General features: G+C 30.0%; 15 protein-coding genes. 6 read left to right on the top strand and 9 right to left on the bottom strand.

Features of this window, described 5'->3' with window-relative positions:
* The 5 genes from BTO04_RS05975 to BTO04_RS05955 all read right to left on the bottom strand — a co-directional run bounded on the left by BTO04_RS05975 (position 1) and on the right by BTO04_RS05955 (position 4561).
* Positions 1-591 (bottom strand): DUF5683 domain-containing protein, encoded by a 591-nt coding sequence (locus BTO04_RS05975; RefSeq protein WP_087563632.1) that lies wholly within the window; start codon positions 589-591, stop codon positions 1-3.
* On the bottom strand, positions 592-1479 hold the full coding sequence (locus BTO04_RS05970; protein ID WP_087563631.1) for a ParB/RepB/Spo0J family partition protein: 888 nt from the start codon (positions 1477-1479) through the stop codon (positions 592-594). It abuts the gene before it with no gap.
* A 1-nt stretch (position 1480) separates the two neighbouring features.
* Positions 1481-2245 carry a ParA family protein gene (locus tag BTO04_RS05965; protein WP_087563630.1) on the bottom strand — a complete coding sequence of 255 codons (765 nt, stop codon included), beginning with the start codon at positions 2243-2245 and terminating at the stop codon, positions 1481-1483.
* Positions 2246-2437: 192 nt separating this feature from the next.
* A complete protein-coding gene (locus BTO04_RS05960) occupies positions 2438-3898 on the bottom strand; it encodes an aminoacyl-histidine dipeptidase (RefSeq protein WP_087563629.1) in 1461 nt (486 codons plus the stop codon).
* A 30-nt stretch (positions 3899-3928) separates the two neighbouring features.
* The gene (locus BTO04_RS05955; RefSeq protein WP_087563628.1) at positions 3929-4561 is read right to left on the bottom strand and encodes an NAD(P)H-dependent oxidoreductase; all 633 of its coding nucleotides are present in this window, start codon (positions 4559-4561) and stop codon (positions 3929-3931) included.
* A gap of 131 nt (positions 4562-4692) precedes the next feature.
* Between BTO04_RS05955 and BTO04_RS05950 the strand changes: the two genes are divergently transcribed.
* Complete coding sequence (locus BTO04_RS05950) at positions 4693-5967, top strand: DUF2851 family protein (protein ID WP_087563627.1); 1275 nt, start codon at positions 4693-4695, stop codon at positions 5965-5967.
* A gap of 4 nt (positions 5968-5971) precedes the next feature.
* Here BTO04_RS05950 and BTO04_RS05945 read toward each other — a convergent pair whose 3' ends face one another.
* The 4 genes from BTO04_RS05945 to uvrA form a co-directional block, all read right to left on the bottom strand.
* Positions 5972-8425, bottom strand: coding sequence for a thiamine pyrophosphate-dependent enzyme (locus BTO04_RS05945; protein WP_087563626.1), 2454 nt, complete (start codon positions 8423-8425; stop codon positions 5972-5974).
* A 178-nt stretch (positions 8426-8603) separates the two neighbouring features.
* Positions 8604-11474 (bottom strand): aminopeptidase, encoded by a 2871-nt coding sequence (locus BTO04_RS05940; RefSeq protein WP_232455960.1) that lies wholly within the window; start codon positions 11472-11474, stop codon positions 8604-8606.
* Between the two features lies 1 nt (position 11475).
* Entirely contained in the window at positions 11476-12183 is a 708-nt protein-coding gene (locus BTO04_RS05935) for a TIGR00730 family Rossman fold protein (RefSeq protein ID WP_087563625.1), read from the bottom strand.
* A 51-nt stretch (positions 12184-12234) separates the two neighbouring features.
* The gene (uvrA, locus tag BTO04_RS05930; protein ID WP_087563624.1) at positions 12235-15057 is read right to left on the bottom strand and encodes an excinuclease ABC subunit UvrA; all 2823 of its coding nucleotides are present in this window, start codon (positions 15055-15057) and stop codon (positions 12235-12237) included.
* A 111-nt stretch (positions 15058-15168) separates the two neighbouring features.
* Here uvrA and BTO04_RS15485 point away from each other — a divergent pair, with 111 nt between their 5' ends.
* The 5 genes from BTO04_RS15485 to BTO04_RS05905 all read left to right on the top strand — a co-directional run bounded on the left by BTO04_RS15485 (position 15169) and on the right by BTO04_RS05905 (position 20771).
* Positions 15169-15390 (top strand): PspC family transcriptional regulator, encoded by a 222-nt coding sequence (locus BTO04_RS15485; RefSeq protein ID WP_087563623.1) that lies wholly within the window; start codon positions 15169-15171, stop codon positions 15388-15390.
* A gap of 3 nt (positions 15391-15393) precedes the next feature.
* Positions 15394-16392: a TrkA family potassium uptake protein gene (locus tag BTO04_RS05920; RefSeq protein WP_087563622.1), complete on the top strand. Its 999-nt coding sequence runs from the start codon at positions 15394-15396 to the stop codon at positions 16390-16392.
* A gap of 1 nt (position 16393) precedes the next feature.
* Entirely contained in the window at positions 16394-17293 is a 900-nt protein-coding gene (locus BTO04_RS05915) for an SDR family oxidoreductase (RefSeq protein ID WP_087563621.1), read from the top strand.
* Positions 17294-17401: 108 nt separating this feature from the next.
* Positions 17402-19012 carry a sodium:alanine symporter family protein gene (locus tag BTO04_RS05910; RefSeq protein WP_087563620.1) on the top strand — a complete coding sequence of 537 codons (1611 nt, stop codon included), beginning with the start codon at positions 17402-17404 and terminating at the stop codon, positions 19010-19012.
* 142 nt (positions 19013-19154) lie between these two features.
* Entirely contained in the window at positions 19155-20771 is a 1617-nt protein-coding gene (locus BTO04_RS05905) for a sodium:alanine symporter family protein (RefSeq protein ID WP_087563619.1), read from the top strand.

Genomic DNA, 20771 nt, shown 5'->3' with positions numbered 1-20771 from the left:
TTAAAAATTATAAGTTAAAGTGAGTCCAAATTTAGGTGTGTCAAACCTAATTGGATCTGGTATAAAAGCTGGTTTTAAAGACAAATCATCGCTTGTGTTAAATTGTAATAAATGTGCATTAACACTAGCTTCTACAATTTGTAAAACGTATAATATAACTCCAGATAAAAGAGACATGTCTCTATTTTCTTTTAATTGTTCTTGCGCATTTTCTAAAGTATCCAAAGAAACGATTTCTACACCATCTATAGTAAATTCATCTACAAGACCGTTTTTTCGCAACTTGTAGGCTGTTCTGTAACGGTTGTAATCGTTATTGTTCTGTAAATAGTAATACGTAGGAATTGCTAATGCGCCCCAAACTATTGGTGCTTTCCAATATTTCTTATTATATATTTGTCCCATTCCTGGGAAAATTGCTGAATAAAATGCAGCTTTTGAAGGTGCTAGAGCATCGTAAACACCTCCTTTTTCAATTTTAACATTCCCTTTAATTTTTATACCCTTCACATTCACGGTGTCTTTCTGTGCAAAAAGATTTGCAGAAAGGAAAGTAAGAATTAAAACAAATATAATTTTTTGAAAATGCACTTATTTCAATAAGTCTTTAATACGATTAAAATCTTCTTCAGAATGAAAAGGAATAGAAATTTTTCCTTTTCCATTGTTACTAATAGTAACGTCTATTTTATGACCAAAGTATTCGCTAAATTCGTTTAAATTTTCTTTAACAAACTTGGGTAATTGTTTCTTTTTGGGTTTTGCTATAACAGAACCAGTTTTTAAGTTTTTTACTAATTCTTCAGTTTGTCTTACTGATAGTTTTTCTCGTAAAATTTTCTCGTAAATTGCTAATTGATCTTCTGTGTTTTCTACATTAATCATTGCACGCCCATGTCCCATAGAAATAAACCCATCTCTCATTCCTGTTTGTAAAATTGGATCTAATTTTAACAAACGTAAGTAATTGGTAACTGTAGAACGTTTTTTACCAACCCTAGTGCTTAATTCTTCTTGTGTTAATTGAATTTCATCTATTAAACGTTGGTAAGAAAGTGCAATTTCTATTGGGTCTAAGTTTTTACGTTGTATATTTTCTACCAATGCCATTTCTAGCATTTCTTGGTCGTTGGCAAGTCTTATATATGCAGGAACTGATTTATTTCCAATTAATTTTGAAGCTCTAAATCTACGTTCTCCAGAAACTAATTGAAATTTATTTCCATCTAGTTTTCTAACTGTAATTGGCTGAATAACTCCTAATTCTCTTATAGAACTAGCTAATTCTCTTAAAGATTCTTCGTCAAAATAAGTTCTTGGTTGATACGGGTTTACGTCAATTAAATCTAATTCAAGCTCTATGATACTTCCAACAACTTTATTTGCGTTTTTGTCTGAGGCAGAATTGATGTTTGAAGATTCTTGTAACAAAGCAGATAATCCTCTTCCTAAAGCTTGTTTTTTGGTTGCTTTTGCCATTTTACGAATTCTTTTTTATTAATTCTTGGGCTAAATTTAAGTAATTTATAGCGCCTTTACTAGTTGCATCATAAGCAATTATGCTTTCTCCGTAACTTGGCGCTTCACCCAAACGTGTATTTCTTCTAATAATTGTCTCAAAAACCATACTGCTAAAGTGCTTTCTAACTTCATCTACAACTTGATTAGACAAACGTAAACGAGAATCAAACATTGTTAATAATAACCCTTCAATATCTAATTCTGAGTTATGTATATTTTGAACACTTTTAATCGTGTTTAATAATTTTCCTAAACCTTCTAAAGCAAAATATTCACATTGAATTGGAATGATTACAGAATCTGCTGCAACTAGAGAATTTAATGTTATTAAACCTAATGAAGGTGCGCAATCTATTAAAATATAATCGTACTCATTTTTTAGATCAACAAGTGCTTTTTTAAGCATGTATTCTCTTTCTTGCTTGTCTACTAATTCAATTTCAATTGCAACTAAATCTATATGAGCAGGAATGATATCTACATTAGGAGAAGACGTTTTTAGAATAGTCTCTTTTGCAGAAATTGTGTGTTCTAAAACTTGATATGTTCCAATCTCCACACCATCAACATCAATTCCTAAACCTGAGGATGCATTTGCCTGTGGATCTGCATCAACTAATAAAACTTTTTTTTCTAAAACTCCTAAACATGCAGCCAAATTTACAGCAGTTGTTGTTTTACCAACACCCCCTTTTTGATTCGCTATCGCAATAATTTTTCCCATTAAAACTGAATGATTTATGAAAAGTAAAAGTACAATTATTTAAGGTTTCTAAAAATCAAAGATATTAACAAAACTTTAATCTTATAAATAACTGTATTTAAGGAATTTATTTTTTTATTATTCCCTTTTTTAACAAATTATAAAAAATAAAACCGAAGTAAAATACTTCGGTTTTTCTTAGATTGTTTTAATTTATTTTTTAGGAATATCCTTTAAAATCTCTAATAAGAATTTCCAGAATTTTTGTGTTGATGAAATACTTGTACGTTCATCTGGAGAATGGGCTCCAAGAATTGTTGGTCCGATAGAGACCATGTCCATCTCTGGATAATTCTGACCAAGAATTCCACATTCTAAACCTGCATGACAAGCTGCAACATGTGCTTTTTCTCCGTGTAGTTTTTCATATAATTTAGAAACTGAATCTAAAATTTCTGAATTTACATTAGGTTGCCAACCTGGATAATTACCTGAAAGTTCTACTTCAAAACCAGATAATTCAAAAGCAGCACGTAAAGAATTTGCTAGATCATATTTATTTGTTTCAGAAGACGAGCGCGTTAAACAACCAATTTTTATAGCTCCGTCTTTTACAATTACACGCGCAATATTATTAGATGTTTCTACCAAATCTTTAATATCTGGGCTCATTCTATAAACACCATTTAAAGCTGCGTAAATAGATTTTATTAAACCTTCTTGAACACCTAGGTCCATTACTTTATCTGGTGAAGAAATTTCTTCTATGTCAATTGAAAGATGAGGTTCTAATGTAGAAAACTCTTCTTTTATATTGTTGATAACTGTAGTTGTTTCAAACAAAAAAGGATCCTTAGAAATGCTATCAATAACAACAGAAGCAGCGCTTTCACGAGGAATTGCGTTGCGTAAACTACCACCATTAATCTCAGAAATTCTTAATCCAAAGTTTTCAAAACCATCTAATAACAAACGATTCATAATCTTGTTTGCATTTCCTAATCCTTTGTGAATATCCATTCCAGAATGTCCTCCATTTAGACCTTTTACAGAAATTGAAAATGCAATTGTATTTTCGGGTGTATTTTCTTCAGAATAAGTTCTTTTTGCAGTAACATCAACTCCACCTGCACAACCTATTCCAATTTCATCATCTTCTTCTGTGTCTAGATTTAAAAGAATATCACCTTTTAAAATACCACCTTCTAAACCCATTGCACCAGTCATCCCTGTTTCTTCGTCAATTGTAAAAAGTGCTTCTAAATTTGGGTGTTCAATTTCACTTGATGATAAAACAGCCATAATAGTAGCAACACCTAAACCATTATCCGCACCTAAAGTTGTTCCATCTGCAGTAACCCAGTCACCCTCAATTAACATTTTAATTCCTTCTGAATCAAAATCAAAAACGGTAGCTGTATTTTTTTGATGAACCATATCTAAATGGCTTTGCATTACTACTGTTTTTCTATTTTCTAGACCCGAAGTAGCAGGTTTTTTAATGATAACATTTCCTACTTTATCTACAAAAGTTTCTAGGTTTAATTTTTTACCAAAATCAACCATAAAATCTATTACACGTTCTTCTTTTTTTGATGGACGAGGAACTGCATTCAAATCTGAGAAATGATTCCAAACAGCTTTTGGTTCTAAGTTTCTTATCTCTTTATTCATTATATTTATTGTAGTTTAGGTATGCCGAAATTAAGAAATTTCAATGATTACTTCTTCAATATTCTTTCTAATTTTAGTTAAATCTTTCATATAATCATCTTCAGCTCTATACCCAACAGGTAAAACTAAAATTGATTTTAAATTATGATTTTTTAAGTTTAAAATTTCATCATATTTTTGTGGAATAAAACCCTCCATAGGACAAGAATCTATCTTTTCTAAAGCACAGACTGTAAGTAGGTTTCCTAATGCTAAATAGGCTTGATTTTTATTCGAAACAAATAACTCTTCTTGAGATTTATTTTTTATTTCTTCTGTTAAAAAATTTTTAAAAGGTTTTAAAATAGCATCTGCTGTATTTCTTAACTTTTTAACTAAACTAAAATAGTTTTCAACTTCTTCTGAAGTGTATTTATCAGGGATACAAATTACTAAAACATGCGATGCTTGTGCAATTTGTTGTTGATTCCAAGAATGTTTAACCAATTCTTTTTGAATTTCTTTATTCTGAATTACAACCAATTTTATTGGTTGTAAACCATATGAAGTTGCGGTTAAATTAAAAGCTTCTTTTAGTGTTTTTATTTGTGTTGCTGAAAGTTGTTTATTAACGTCGAATTTTTTTGTTGCATAACGCCATTGTAAACTATCAATAATATCCATTCTTTAAGTTTTATAAGGCAAAAATACATCAATAAAATAGTAATTATTAGATGTTTAATTACAAAAATTGATGGTTGTATAAAGATTCTCTCTTTAGATTTTTTGTAAATTGACAATCAAAAAGGTATGTTATGAAAGAAGAATTCCTTCATTATGTATGGAAATACAAGTTATTTTCACAGAAAAGTTTAGAAATACACTCCAAAGAAAAAATTATTGTTGTAAAATCGGGAATTTATAATACAAATTCCGGACCTGATTTTTTAAATTCTCAACTAAAAATTGAAAGTCAACTTTGGGCTGGTAATGTAGAAATTCATGTAAAATCTTCAGATTGGTATTTACATCAACATGAAAAAGATGCCAATTATGATGCTGTTATTTTACATGTAGTTTGGGAGCATGATACCGCTGTTTTTATGAAGAATAATAAGCCAATTCCTACATTGGTTTTAAAAGATTTAGTTGATGATAATTTGCTTAAAAATTATCAAAAATTAGTACTAAAACAACCTGATTGGATTCCATGTGAAACTCAAATTAATACAGTTGAATCTTTTACTTTTAATAACTGGTTGGAACGTTTGTATTTTGAAAGATTAGCCAATAAATCTAATTCTATTAACCAATTATTAGTAGCATCAAATAATGATTTTGAAGCTGTTTTATTTCAATTAATTGCTAAGAATTTTGGATTAAAAGTCAATGCTGAAGCTTTTCTAAGATTGGCTAAATCTATCGATTTTTCAATCATTAGAAAAGAACGTTTTAATGAGTTGGTTTTTTCTGCGTTGCTATTTGGGCAAGCAGGGTTTTTAGAAGGTAATATACAAGATGAATATCATTCTCAATTGAAAAAAGAATATGAATATTTACAGCATAAATACAATTTGCATCCTATTGCTAATAGGCAATTTATGTTTTTTAGAATGAGACCAAGTAATTTTCCTACCATAAGAATTGCTCAATTAGTTTCATTGTTTCATCAGCAAGAAAATTTATTTTCAAAGGTGATTAAAATTGAGAATTTAGAAGGTTTTTACACGCTATTTTCTGTGGGTGTAAATGAGTTTTGGAAAACTCATTATACATTTGAGTCCATATCAAAAAAGAGTGCTAAAAATCTTACAAAATCATTTATAGATTTACTGATAATAAACACAATTATTCCGTTAAAATTCTTGTATCAAAAGAGCAGGGGTGAAGTTGACGAGGAACGTATTATTAAATTAATTAAACAAATAAAACCGGAGAAAAATAGTATAATTTCTAAGTTTTCAGATTTGAAAATTAACTCTACATCTGCGTTTGAAACTCAGTCTTTATTGGAGCTTAGAAACAACTATTGCGCATCTAAACGTTGTTTAAAATGCGCAATTGGAGTAAAAATTCTGAATAGAAATTAATTGTTTAATATAAACTTTTAAATTTTGTAGGGTTAGATTCATGCATAATCTCATATACTTTTTCAAAAATATCTTCTGCAGAGGGTTTAGAGAAATAATCTCCATCAGTTCCATAAGCCGGTCTATGTGCCTTAGATGTTAAAGTAGAGGGTTTACTATCTAAATATTGATACCCATCTTGTTTTTCTATAATTTCTTGTAAAAGATATGCAGATGCTCCTCCAGGAAGATCTTCATCAATTACTAATAGTTTGTTTGTTTTAGCAAGGCTTTTTACACAATCATGATTTATATCAAAAGGTAGTAAACTTTGTGCATCAATAATCTCTACATCGATACCTACTTGAATTAACTCTTTAGCCGCTTTTTCTACTAATCGTAAAGTAGACCCGTAAGAGACTATTGTAATATCTTTACCTTCTCTTATTGTTTCTACAAAACCGATTGGAGTTTTAAAATCACCTAGATTCATAGGTAATTCTTCTTTTAATCTATATCCATTAAGGCATTCTACAACTAAAGCTGGGTCATCACCTTCTAATAAAGTGTTATAAAAACCAGCCGCTTTTGTCATGTTTCTAGGTACTAAAACGTGTATTCCTCTAATGTTATTTATAATTCCTCCCATTGGTGAACCAGCGTGCCAAATTCCTTCTAAACGATGACCACGTGTTCTAATAATTAAGGGTGCTTTTTGTTTTCCAAAAGTTCTGTAACGAAGTGTTGCTAAATCATCACTCAGAATTTGTAAAGCATACAATAAGTAATCTAAATATTGAATTTCTGCAATAGGGCGCAATCCACGCATAGCCAAACCTATTCCTTGTCCTATAATTGTTGCTTCTCTAATACCAGTATCAGAAATTCTAATATCTCCGTACTTTTCTTGTAAGCCTTCTAAACCTTGATTTACATCGCCAATAAAACCAGCATCTTCACCAAAAATCAATAAATCTGAATGTTTTTTAAGTAATGCGTCAAAGTTATCTCTCATTATGATCCTACCATCAACAAGGTTTTTACTTTGAGAGTAAATAGGTTTTTTCTGATAAATATTTAATGCGCTAAAACTACTCTCACTTAATAAATGAGAAGAATATTTACTTTCAGCAACTTTAAAGTTCGCTTTAATAAAGTTTTGAAGCTCAATTTTTTCTGGAAATTGCTCATCTTTTAAATAACGTAACGTTTTTCTTGTGGCAACCAGGATATTTTTTCTAGTAGGTTCTACTATCTCGGTTAAATCTGTTATGTATTTTGTTATAAATACGCCATTTTTACTTTTTGCAGCAATTCGTTCTAATAATTGTTCTGCAATAATAACTTCTGATTTTAGTTCATTATTATAAGCATTCCAAGCATTTCTTTTGGCAGAACTCACCTCTTTTTTTGCTTCTTTTTCTAAAAGAATTATTTCTTCTTCAGAATCTACAAAGCGTAAAGTGTCTCCAGATTCGGTTTCTAATTCAAATTCTAAAATCCATTTACGCATTTTAGTAATACAGTCATTTTCTTTTTCCCAGAGTAACCTTTCTTTGTTTTTGTATCTTTCTTGAGAACCAGAAGTAGAATGTCCTTGTGGCTGTGTAAGTTCTTTTACGTGAATAAGTACAGGAACATGTTCTTCTCTAGCTATTTTAGATGCTTTGCTGTAAACATCTACAAGTTGAACATAATCCCAACCATTTACAACAATGATTTCATAACCCTTATTTTTATTATCTCTCTGAAATCCTTTTAAAATTTCTGAAATACTTTCCTTAGTTGTTTGGTATTTTGCATGAACTGAAATTCCGTATTCATCATCCCAGACATTCATTATCATTGGTACTTGTAAAACTCCTGCAGCATTTATTGTTTCAAAAAATAAACCTTCACTAGTACTTGCGTTACCAATTGTACCCCAAGCTACTTCATTTCCATTGATAGAAAAATTAGTTTTATTTTGTACGCTTTTTTCATTTCTGTAAATTTTTGATGCTTGTGCTAATCCTAGTAAACGAGGCATTTGACCAGCAGTAGGTGAGATGTCTGCACTAGAATTATATTGTTTTGTTAAGTTTTTCCAGCTACCATCTTCATTTAAACTATGCGTTGCAAAATGCCCACCCATTTGTCTACCTGCAGACATTGGTTCAATTTTAATATCTGTATGTGCGTATAGGCCAGCAAAAAATTGTTGAGGAGTTAACTCGCCAATTGCCATCATAAAAGTTTGGTCTCTGTAGTAACCAGATCTAAAATCACCTTTTTTAAAGGCTTTTGCCATTGCTAATTGTGGTACTTCTTTTCCATCACCAAAAATACCAAATTTGGCTTTACCTGTTAGTACTTCACGCCTACCAAGTAAACTACATTCTCTACTAATTTTAGCAATTTTATAGTCGTTTAGAACTTCAGTTTTAAAGTCGTTAAAAGAAAGTTCTAGTTGGTTTGTGGTAAGAGTTTTTTGCAACATTTTTTGGAATTTTAGACTTTTGCAAAGTTAGTTTTTTTAGTTGATATTTAAAAATATATTAATTCATTATTAATTTGATAATTTTTATATGTTTAATTATTAAATAAATACGAATAATGTAAAAAAAATTAATATTTTATAATAACAATATCTTTTTTTAGTAGAATTACAATTATTATTACAATAATCCGCGTCTAAAAAAGTTATATACAGATTTTATATCAGTAGTAATTGTAAATCTAATTTTTTCTGGATAAGCACTTTGAGAAGATTCCCAGCCATTGTTTGAGTATAAAGGGAAATAGATTTCGAAAATATTATGAACAAAGTTAAAACGAATACCATTTTCATAAGCAAAATACAAAGGTGCATGTTTGTTTTTTAGAAATGCAACATCGTTATATAGCTCTAGCCAGCGCCATAAACCGATACTAGAGTTAAAAGAGAGCATAAATTGGTTTGCATACCTTGTTGGTAAAACAGATTTAAATCCTCCTTCTGTAATAATAAATTGTTGACTAAAAATTCCTGAATCTTCTGATCTTCCAAAGTAATTTAGTTGAAACAAATAATCATTACTTCTGTCTAATCCAAAACTAAAATAATTACCGCTAGTATTATTACTAAGAAAAGTACCAGCAAATATTCTAAAATCTAATTGAGTGTCAGAAGAGGTAAGTGTTCTAAAGCGCAGATCTAATGCAACTTTTGAGAAGTTTTTAGCAAATTCAGTGCTAAAACTATATCTAAATTCTTTTATAATGTCTGGTTTACTGTAATTATAACTTAAACTAAAAATACTGTAATTATCTTGATCTGTTTTTATATTTTGTGGGGAAACATCCTTGTTTATATGAACTATTTTTGCAGCAATATTTTCTGTGCTTGCCTCTCTTAAAGATTTTCTTTTGAATACAAAATTTACATATGGAATAAGTGAGCTGTATGATAATTCTGGTGCATAATGTAATGTATTACCCGCAATACCATAAGAAACTTTATAAAGATTTGTCTCTTCAAAGAAACTATTATACCGAATAGAGAAACTTCCTGTAATTGATTTGCTCTTTATAGCATAAGAAGGTTCAAGTTTAAATTCTAAATTTCTAGCAATTACAGGTTTATTGTGAAGTTTTACGCCAAAAATAATTCCATCATAAAAGTTGTATTGAAGATTTGGTTGATAAAAAAGCTGGTTATAATCAGGTGCTTGAATATCTTTTAAAAAAGTAAATTTAACAGGTTTGTTAAACAGTTTTTTATTTGGATTGTACCAATTATCTAATGTATTGTATTCAGGGTAAAGGTTTTCGTAATTTAAAACCAATTTATCAAAATCTCCTTTTGCAATTTTTATTGTCTTAGAGCTATCAATATCTATAACCCATTTTTTTAATTTAATTTCGTCGTTTTTTATTGCATAAAAAGCTACAGGAGTAGTAATGTTTCTTTTGTTTTTAATTTTTACTAGAATACTATCTTCTTGTTCTTTTACGTCTTCAATTGTGTAATCTATCTTTTTATTGGTTTTTATATAATCATTAAAAAACCACTCTAAGTTTTTTGTAGTTTTTGATGAAAGTAACGTGCTAAAATCTTTACTAGAAGTAAGTTGTAATTTGTTTTTTTGATAAAATTCTTGCAGCGTTTCGTTTACTGTTTTACTTCCTAAATATCCTTTTAAATACCTAAAACCTAAGCCAGATTTATATTTACTTACTATTTTTCTGTTAAAATTTGAAAGAGAATCTGCTGAAGTAATTAAAGATTGATCTAAAAATTTACGCGCACTAAATTGATAAATAAATGGATATTTATCATTAAATTCTAGTTTAGAAATATTAAACCTTTTTAGAAACCAAGAATCAGATGCATTTCCCAGAAGTTTAATTTCTGGATAATATTCCTCAACATATTCTATCATTAAATAATTCTGAATCCCATCTAAAAGCCAATAATCGTTTCTTTTGTTTAGTAGTAAAGTGCTTTCTAAATAGGTTTTTGTTATTGCTTTAAACATGGCAATATCCCATTTAAAAACATCAGAAAAAGGGCGTAAAAATTTAGGTAATTGATTTAATCCATAAACAGGGTTTTTACTTTGTGTAATTTTGTCTATGAAAATTTCTTTATGAGGATATTTACCTAAGTATTTTTCTATAAATAGTAGTTCTCTATTTAAAATGCTTGTTGTTAAATCATAACTTAATTCTTCATTAAAAACATCTGTATGAACAGCAATAGTTTTTGTTTTAAAAGTTTTTAAATGAAGTTTTTTGCTAATGCATAATTTAATATCAATTTTGTTTTTGCCTACTAAGAAATATTTATTAATAGTCTCTTTTTTTGTTTTGTATTGATACAAGTTACTTTCTACCACATATTCTTTTGGAACATTAATTTCTATGCTAAAATCTGTACCCTTTTCATATAAATCATCCAGATTAAGGTTGCTCATAAATTGCCAACCGTTTTTATAAACTACAGGTGTTATGTACCAGAAACGTAAATGATAATCTTCTTTAGTTTTTCCATAATCAGTAAATTTTGCATTGGGAATTTTAACTAGATAAGTTAGTGATATTTTTATGCTATCATTAGGTTTTAGAGGTGTGTTAAGTAGTATTTCTAAGATGTCTGCTTTTTTTTCTAGTTCATTAAATTGAGTATTTTCATAATTTACACTAAGGTTCTTAATCTTGGTAAAACCTAAATCTTTTTCATTAGCAAAATATAAGTTTTTTTTAAAATCTTGTATAAATCTTTTTGATAAAGGAGTTTTTCTATCTCTATAGCTATTAGCCCAGTTATGTAAAAAAACACTTTTAAAAATGCTATCAGAAGTATTGTAAAAAATTATTTCTTGTTGAATTAATAATTCATCAGTTTCAATGTTTAAAGTAGACTTTATATTTATAGAATTTTGATTATTTAAATCATTTTGTTCTACTTCAGAGTAATTGTTAAGGGTATTGTAAATTCTGGTTTGCCCATTTAAAACAGAGGAGCAAACCAGAAAAAAAAGAATTAAATTCTTTTTAAAAACCATCTTAGAAATTAGGTTTTAATTGATATTTAGCATAGAATTTATTTAAATGCGCTACAGCTTCTTCAGCAGTGTCCACAATTCTAAATAAGTTTAAATCTTCTTCACTAATATTTCCTTGAGCAATAAGTGTTTTTTTAATCCAATCTAGTAACCCACTCCAAAATTCTGTGCCCACCAAAACTATTGGAAAACGACCAATTTTTTTAGTTTGAATTAAGGTGATTGCTTCAAAAAGTTCATCCATTGTTCCGAAACCACCAGGCATTACAATAAAGCCTTGAGAGTATTTTACAAACATAACTTTTCTTACAAAGAAATAATCAAATTCTAAATTTTTGTCACGGTCAACCCAGGGGTTGTCATGTTGCTCAAAGGGTAATTCAATATTTAAACCTACAGAAATACCTTTTCCTCTGTTTGCACCTTTGTTTCCAGCTTCCATAATCCCAGGTCCTCCACCAGTTATTACGCCGTATCCATTTTGTGTAAGTTGAAAAGCAATTTCTTCTGCTAATATATAATCCTCATGATCTTCTTTAGTTCTTGCAGAACCAAAAATTGAAACACAAGGGCCAATTTTACTTAGCTTTTCATATCCATCTACAAATTCTGCCATCACCTTAAAAATTCCCCAAGCGTCTTTTGTTTTTATTTCATTCCACGTTTTTGGTTGTAATTTGTCTTTTATTTTTCTGTCATCATTCGTCATAATTCTATATTTTTTTAATTAGTATTTTTCTTTTAAAAAAAGAATAGCTTGCTAAAGTAGCTCTTTTTTCAAAAACTTTGCAGTATAACTAGTTTTATGTTTAGCGACTTCCTCAGGAGTTCCATAGCACAAAATTTTACCACCTTTTTTGCCACCTTCCATACCAACATCAATAACATAATCTGCTAGTTTTACTACATCTAAATTATGTTCAATAATTAAAACAGTATTTCCTTTATCAGCTAATTTATTTAAGACACCCATAAGAACTCTAATGTCTTCAAAGTGAAGACCAGTTGTTGGTTCATCTAAAATGTAAAAAGTATTTCCAGTATCTCTTTTAGATAATTCTGAGGCTAATTTAATACGTTGTGCTTCTCCACCAGAAAGAGTTGTAGATTGTTGGCCAAGTGTAATGTATCCTAAACCAACATCTTCAATTGTTTTTAATTTTCTGTGGATTTTAGGAATGTTTTCAAAGAAATTTGTAGCATCTTCAATGGTCATATTTAATACATCAGAAATAGATTTTCCTTTGTATCTAATCTCTAAAGTTTCTCTGTTAAAGCGTTTTCCTTGGCAGGTTTCACATTCTACTTGTACATCTGGTAAAAAGTTCATTTCAATGACTCTAACTCCTCCACCTTGGCAGGTTTCACAACGGCCACCTTTTACGTTAAAAGAAAAACGACCCGGTTTATAACCACGAATTGCAGCTTCAGGTGTCTTTGCATATAAACTTCTAATTTCACCAAAAGTTCCTGTATAAGTTGCAGGATTTGAACGTGGAGTTCTACCAATTGGAGATTGATCTATGTCAATTACTTTATCTACATGTTCTAAGCCTTCAATTTTTTTATAAGGCATTGGTTTTTTTACACCTCTATATATATGAGCGTTTAAAATAGGGTATAAAGTCTCATTTATTAAGGTTGATTTTCCACTTCCAGAAACACCAGTAACACAAATCATTTTTCCTAAAGGAAATTCTATGGTAACATTCTTTAAATTATTACCACTTGCCCCAGAAAGTTTTATGGTTTTTCCATTTCCTTCTCTTCGTGTTTTAGGAACCGCAATTTCTTTTCTTCCAGTTAAATAATCTGCAGTTAATGTGTGGTGTTTTTTTAAATCTTCAAAAGTTCCTTCGCTAACAATTTCACCTCCATGTCTTCCTGCTCCGGGCCCAATATCAAACACAAAATCTGCGTGTTCAATCATGTCTTTGTCATGTTCTACAACAATAACCGAGTTTCCAATATCTCTTAATTTCACAAGAGAATCTATTAGTTTTTGATTATCACGTTGGTGTAAACCAATACTAGGTTCATCTAGAATATAAAGAACTCCAACTAACTGCGAACCAATTTGAGTAGCTAAACGAATTCTTTGAGCTTCTCCTCCAGAAAGTGATTTTGAGGTTCTATCTAACGTTAAATAATCTAAACCTACATCTAATAAAAACTGAATTCTAGTTCTAATTTCTTTTAGAATTTCTGATGCAATTATTTGCTGTTTTTCTGATAATTTTTTCTCTATATTTTTAAACCATTTCGCTAATTCCGTTACGTCCATTTGTGCTAAATCACTGATATTTTTATCCGTAATTTTAAAATGAAGCGCTTCTTTTTTTAATCGTTTTCCGTTACAGCTTGAACAAGAAACTTCATCCATAAAAGCTTTTGCCCAACGTTTTATAGTTGTGCTTTCTGCGTTTGTATATTGATTTTCTATAAAAGCAACAATTCCTTCAAAGTCAATTTTGTAATTTCTAGTTACACCAACAGTTTTAGATTCAATTTCAAAGGTTTCATTTCCACCGTTTAAAATAATTTCTAATGCTTCCTTAGGAATTTTACTTATTGGGTCTGTTAATTTAAATTTGTAACGTTCTGCAATATTTTGAAGTTGTTTAAAAATCCAACTATTTTTTTCTTCACCTAAAGGAATAATCCCTCCGTTTTTTATTGAAATTGAATTATCCGGAATTACCTTTTTTAAATTAATTTCATTTGTAATTCCTAATCCGTTACATTTACTACATGCGCCTTTTGGAGAGTTAAATGAAAACGTATTTGGTTCTGGGTTTGGATATGCAATTCCGGTTGTTGGACACATTAATTCTCTACTAAAATAACGAGGATTATTAGCATCTACATCGATCACCATCATTATATTATCACCAGAATATAAAGCCGTTTTTATGGTTTCTTCTAGTCTTTTTTCTGCAGAATCATTAACCAATAATCTATCTATAACCACCTCAATATCATGTGTTTTATAGCGGTCTAATTTCATTCCTTTTTCAATCTCTTTTATTTCCCCATCAACTCGAACTCGTAAAAAACCTTGTTTAGATATTTGTTCAAAAAGCTCACGATAATGTCCTTTTCTAGATTTAATTAAAGGCGCTAAAACTGCTATTTTTTTATCAGTAAAATCGGTAAGAATTAATTTTTTTATTTGTTCATCAGAATAACTTACCATTTTTTCATTTGTATTAAATGAGTAAGCATCTGCAGCACGTGCAAATAAAAGACGTAAAAAATCGTAAATTTCTGTAATTGTACCAACTGTAGAACGCGGACTTTTATTGGTTGTTTTTTGTTCTATTGAAATAACTGGCGAAAGGCCATCAATTTTATCAACGTCTGGTCTTTCTAATCCGCCTAAAAACTGTCTTGCATAGGCAGAAAAAGTTTCTATATAACGTCTTTGACCTTCAGCATAAATTGTATCAAAAGCCAAAGAAGATTTTCCACTTCCGCTTAAACCAGTAATTACAACTAGTTTTTCGCGAGGAATTTTAACATCAATATTCTTTAGATTATGAACTCTTGCTCCATAAACTTCTATGTATTCTTGGTCTTTCAAAAGTGTGGATTTTATAGAAAAATGCAAAGTTACAGAATACTATTTTAATTTAATTGATGTGTGGTTGTCAAATCATAAAATAGTATCTTGCAATCAAATATTATAGCATAAGTGATTAACAATATTAGACATTTTTTTGAAAGAAACGGATTTCATGTTTCTTCGAGATTTGCAGATAGACTGGGTATTAGGGCTACAAATGTGCGCTTATTTTTTATTTATATATCATTTGTAACAGTCGGTTTGTCATTTGGGTTTTATTTAACGTTAGCGTTTTTGTTAAAGCTAAAAGACATGGTTTATACTAAAAGAAGTTCGGTTTTTGATTTGTAGTTTATGAATATTTTAGATTCTAAAATTAATAAAATATTATTATTAGTTGTTTCCATTTTAGCTATAGGAACAGCAGGTTATATGTTATTGTCTCATTATTCTTTTGTAGATGCTTTATATATGACTGTTATTACTGTAACTACAGTTGGCTTTGGTGAGTTAAGACCCTTTTCTTCCGAAGAAAAAATTTTTACAATATTTCTTATTTTAACAAGTATAACTATTTTTGGTTATGCAGTTTCTTCCTTTTCAGAATATTTAGTTAGCGGAAGATTATTTGAACATTTTAAACATAAAAAAGTGGAAAAACAAATTCAGCAGTTAATAGGACACACAATTGTTTGTGGTTATGGTAGAAATGGGAAACAAGCAATTTTGAAGCTAAAAAATTATAACCAAAAATTTGTTGTAGTAGAAAAAGATAAAGAAAAGATTGATGAGCTAGATGCTCTTGGGGTATTAAATATTCAAGGCGATGCAACTTTAGATGAAACATTAATTAGAGCAGGTATAGAAAAAGCGTCTAATTTAATTACGGCGTTGCCTTCAGATGCAAATAATTTATTTGTAGTTTTAACAGTAAGTCAGTTAAATAAAAGTTGCAAAGTAATTAGCAGGGCGTCTAATGAAAGTTCTTATAGTAAATTAAAAATTGCAGGAGCAGATAATGTAATAATGCCAGATAAATTGGGTGGCGATCATATGGCGTCTTTGGTGGTTACACCAGATGTAATAGAGTTTGTAGATAGGTTAACAATCGAAGGAGAAACAACTGCTAATTTAGAAGAGGTAGCAGTAGATGATTTGCCTGAAAAATACCTGAATAAAACAATTTTAGATTTAGATTTAAGAAGACAAACAGGTTGTACTGTTATTGGGTTTATAGATCCAAATAAAGAATATATTATCAATCCAGAATCTGATTGTAAACTAATACAAGGTTCTCATTTAATCGTTTTAGGAAGACCAAAACAAATAATTAAATTAAGAGAATTGTTTTAGCATGATAAAAGTAGTTATTACAGGTAGTAATGGTTTATTAGGGCAATCTCTATTAAGTTTATTGCTGTCAGAAAAAGATAAATACGAAGTAATAGGTTTTTCAAAAGGAGAAAATAGGAGTGGTAGAAATGATTTTTTATATATTTCTATTGATATTACTGATGAAACTCTTTTAAAAGAAAAATTAGTAGAAATTCAACCAAATTTTATAATAAATACAGCAGCAATGACAAATGTTGATGCTTGTGAAAATAATAAAATAGCATGTAACACTTTAAATGTTGATGTTGTAAAATGGTTGGCAGAAGTTTCTGATAGAATAAATGCTCATTTAATTCACCTTTCTACAGATTTTATTTTCGATGGAAAAAAAGGGTATTATAAAGAAACTGATCAAGCAAACCCATTAAGTTATTATGGACTGTCTAAGTTGAAGTCAGAAGAAATTATTTTAAAGTCAAATATCAAATACACAATTCTAAGAACAATTTTAGTGTATGGAAAAGTATTTGACATGAGTAGAAGTAATATTGTGCTTTGGGTAAAAGAAATGTTAGAAAGCAAAAAAGAAATTACAATTGTAGATGATCAATATAGAATGCCAACTTATGTAGAAGATTTAGCGTTGGCTTGTAAAATATCTATGGATAAAAAAGCAATAGGAATTTACAATATTTCATCAAGTCAATTATTAAGTGTTTACGAAATTGCACAACAAATTGCAGATGTATTTCACTTAGATAAAAGTTTAATAAAATCAATAGCTACATCAACCTTAAATCAAACTGCTCCAAGGCCTCCAAAAACAGGTTTCGATTTAACAAAAACAAATAAAGAACTTGAATTTTATCCAAAATCATTCAAAGAAGATTTATTGAAATTTAAAGAAAATCTGGCATAAAACCACTTTTATTGCTCAATAATTGGTTATTTATGGTTTAAAACTTGCCAAAAGAGCATATTTACATCATCTTGCGTTTTAGAAAAGATAAACCAATTCTAATATCGTATGTATAAAAAACTTATTTCAATGCTTTTGTTGGCGGCCCCAATGTTATCCTTCGCACAAGAGTTAACAATAGATGAACAAATAGAAGAAAAATTTAAACCTTTTGCGGACGCTGTAAGTGCGTTCGTTTTTTATCCAATCTCAATTGCGGGTATTGAGGTTCCAATTGTAGTTATTCTACTGTTATCTGGAGCTTTCTTTTTTACATTGTATTTTAAGTTTTCTAACATTACTTTATTAGGGGTTGCCATAAGAGCTACAAATGGTAAATATGATGAGGTTGATCATAGTTCAGTTGATGAAATGGCTGGTGATTCAACTCCAGGCGGTGATATTTTTGAAACGGTTAAAGCAGAAGGAGTCGTAGGAGAAGTTACACATTTTCAAGCTTTAACAGCTGCATTATCTGCAACAGTAGGTTTAGGTAATATTGCAGGGGTTGCGGTTGCAATTGCAATTGGAGGTCCAGGAGCAACCATATGGATGATTTTAGCTGGATTTTTAGGAATGTCTACAAAATTAGTAGAAGCTACTTTAGGTGTTAAGTATAGGGAAGTTGGTGAAGATGGGAAAATATATGGAGGCCCAATGTACTATTTGAAAAAAGGATTAAAAGAAAAGAATCTAGCCGGATTAGGAAAAGTTTTAGCTGGTTTATATGCTGTTTTTGTAATTGGAGGTTCTTTTGGAGGTGGAAATATGTTTCAAGCAAACCAAGCGGCTGCACAATTTAAACAACTCTTTGATATTGAATCTGGGTTTGTATTTGGACTTGTAATGGCAACATTAGTTGGTGTAGTGATTATTGGTGGAATTAAAAGAATAGGTAGGGTAACAGAAAAAATAGTGCCATTTATGGCAATTATGTTTGTAGGTGCTTCCTTAATTATACTTGCAATGAATTTTAGTATAATACCAGAAGCGATGGGTCAAATTTGGGATGGCGCTTTTAAACAAACTTCTGTAGTAGGAGGTTTAATTGGGGTAATGATTGTTGGTTTTCAAAGAGCTGCTTTTTCAAATGAAGCAGGTGTTGGATCGGCATCTATTGCACACGCAGCAGTAAAAACTAAATTTCCAGCCAGTGAAGGTATTGTAGCATCAATAGGGCCGTTTGTAGATACTGTAGTTATTTGTTCAATGACTGCTTTAGTAATAGTTGTTACTAATTTAAGAAGTAATTTATTTACCTATGGTAATTTAGATTCAAAAAGTAATGTACTATTAAATGCAACCAACCAACCCATTAATGGTGTAGATTTAACATCGGTTGCTTTTGATTCTGCAATTCCTAATTTTTCTATTTTGCTAACAATAGCCGTAATTTTATTCGCCTTTTCATCGATGCTTTCTTGGTCTTATTATGGAATACAAGGATGGACCTATTTATTCGGAAAAGGTAAAATAGCAGATATTACCTATAAAGCACTTTTTTTAGTTTTTGTAGTAATTGGTGCATCTTCTACTTTAGGGTCTGTAATTGAATTTTCTGATGCTATGATATTTGCAATGGTATTCCCAAATATTATAGGATTGATACTGTTAGCTCCAAAAGTAAAAGTAGAGTTGGCACGCTACTTAAAAGCAATTGATCATAAAAGACAAAAATAGTTTTTAAATAAAATAAATTTTTAAAATCCTGTTTATGGCCTTGTAAAAGGCCATAAACAGGATTTTTTTTGAAGTATCTCTCCATTTTTCGTTTTTTTTTTAGGATATTGCGCAACGATAAATAAAAAAATCAAAATAAATTATGAACAAAAAACTTCTATCACTGCTTTTTTTAGTAGTTCCATTTTTAACATTTGCACAAGATAAAGGATTAGACGAGAAAATTAATGATGCCTTTATGCCGGTGGCAGTATGGTGGGAAGGATTTGTATTAACATCAGTTCCTATTGGAGGGTATAATATCCCTTTTGTTGTGTTGCTTTTAGTTTTAGGAGCTACTTTCTTTACAATTTATTTTAAGTTTCCAGGAATAACTAAATTTGGTTTAGCAATAAATACTGTAAGAGGTAAATATGACGATATAGATACACATAGTGCAGATAAGAGTGCTGCAGTTAATATTGTAGACGGAGATGTTATAGATACAATTAGAGATGAAAGTAAAGAAGGAGAAGTTTCTCATTTTCAAGCATTAGCAACAGCAGTTTCTGGAACTGTTGGTTTAGGTAATATCGCCGGTGTTGCAGTGGCAATTGCTTTAGGTGGTCCAGGAGCAACTTTTTGGATGATTGTTTGTGGTATTATTGGGATGTCTACAAAATTTGTAGAATGTACGTTGGGTGTTAAATATAGAGATGTTGATGCAGATGGAACTGTTTATGGTGGTCCAATGTATTATTTATCTAAAGGATTAAAAGAAAATGGGTATGCAGGTCTTGGTAAAGTATTAGCTATAATGTTTGCAGTATTATGTGTTGGAGCTTCTTTTGGAGGAGGTAATGCATTTCAATCTAATCAAGCAGCCGTGCAATTAAAAACATTGTTTAATATAGATGGTGGTGCTTCGGGTTTAATTATCGGTGTTATTTTAGCAATTTTAGTTGGTATTGTAATTATTGGAGGTATCAAGCGTATTGCAAAAATTACAGAAAAAATTGTTCCTTTTATGGCGGGAATATACGTTTTAGCCTGTTTGATTATTATTTTCGCAAACTTTAGTTATATAGGTGATGCTTTTGGATTAATTTTTAATGGAGCATTTACGCCTATGGCAGGTTTAGGTGGTTTTGTAGGTGTTTTAATTGTTGGTTTTCAAAGAGCTGCTTTCTCTAACGAGGCAGGAGCAGGTTCTGCAGCAATTGCGCATTCAGCAGTAAAAACTAAATTCCCAGCTTCTGAAGGTGTTGTAGCCTTATTAGAGCCTTTTATAGATACAGTTGTGATTTGTACAATGACAGCTTTAGTTATCATCTTTTTTAATATTGACGGATCAAATATGCAAAGTGTATTTAAGTACGGAGGTGATGGTCTTAGTAATGTTGTGTTGAATTCAGATGGGACTTCTATTGGTGGTGTAGATTTAACATCTATGGCTTTTGATTCTGTGATTCCAGGGTTCTCTTATATATTAACGATCGCAATTGTTTTATTTGCTTTTAGTTCAATGATTTCTTGGTCTTATTATGGGTTACAATCTTGGAAATATCTTTTTGGAAAAGGTAAAACTGCCGATATGACGTATAAAATTTTATTCCTTTTATTTGTTATAATTGGAGCAGCTGCTACTTTAGATGCAGTGATAAAGTTTTCAGACGCAATGATTTTAGCATTAGTATTCCCAAATATGATTGGTCTACTACTTTTATTCCCAAAAGTAAGGGAGGATATGAAAAAATATATTACAGCAATTAAAAGTTAA

Origin of the sequence: Polaribacter sp. SA4-10 (assembly GCF_002163835.1) — a bacterium.
Lineage (GTDB): Bacteria > Bacteroidota > Bacteroidia > Flavobacteriales > Flavobacteriaceae > Polaribacter.
The sequence above is the reverse complement of the archived record's forward strand: the minus strand, read 5'-3'. Positions and strand labels throughout refer to the sequence as shown.

Coding starts and splice junctions, on each gene's coding strand:
- BTO04_RS05970 (WP_087563631.1), bottom strand. CDS start 1,479: ATGGCAAAAGCAACCAAAAAACAAGCTTTAGGAAGAGGATTATCTGCT.
- BTO04_RS05965 (WP_087563630.1), bottom strand. CDS start 2,245: ATGGGAAAAATTATTGCGATAGCGAATCAAAAAGGGGGTGTTGGTAAA.
- BTO04_RS05960 (WP_087563629.1), bottom strand. CDS start 3,898: ATGAATAAAGAGATAAGAAACTTAGAACCAAAAGCTGTTTGGAATCAT.
- BTO04_RS05955 (WP_087563628.1), bottom strand. CDS start 4,561: ATGGATATTATTGATAGTTTACAATGGCGTTATGCAACAAAAAAATTC.
- BTO04_RS05950 (WP_087563627.1), top strand. CDS start 4,693: ATGAAAGAAGAATTCCTTCATTATGTATGGAAATACAAGTTATTTTCA.
- BTO04_RS05945 (WP_087563626.1), bottom strand. CDS start 8,425: ATGTTGCAAAAAACTCTTACCACAAACCAACTAGAACTTTCTTTTAAC.
- BTO04_RS05940 (WP_232455960.1), bottom strand. CDS start 11,474: ATGGTTTTTAAAAAGAATTTAATTCTTTTTTTTCTGGTTTGCTCCTCT.
- BTO04_RS05935 (WP_087563625.1), bottom strand. CDS start 12,183: ATGACGAATGATGACAGAAAAATAAAAGACAAATTACAACCAAAAACG.
- BTO04_RS05920 (WP_087563622.1), top strand. CDS start 15,394: ATGAATATTTTAGATTCTAAAATTAATAAAATATTATTATTAGTTGTT.
- BTO04_RS05915 (WP_087563621.1), top strand. CDS start 16,394: ATGATAAAAGTAGTTATTACAGGTAGTAATGGTTTATTAGGGCAATCT.
- BTO04_RS05910 (WP_087563620.1), top strand. CDS start 17,402: ATGTATAAAAAACTTATTTCAATGCTTTTGTTGGCGGCCCCAATGTTA.
- BTO04_RS05905 (WP_087563619.1), top strand. CDS start 19,155: ATGAACAAAAAACTTCTATCACTGCTTTTTTTAGTAGTTCCATTTTTA.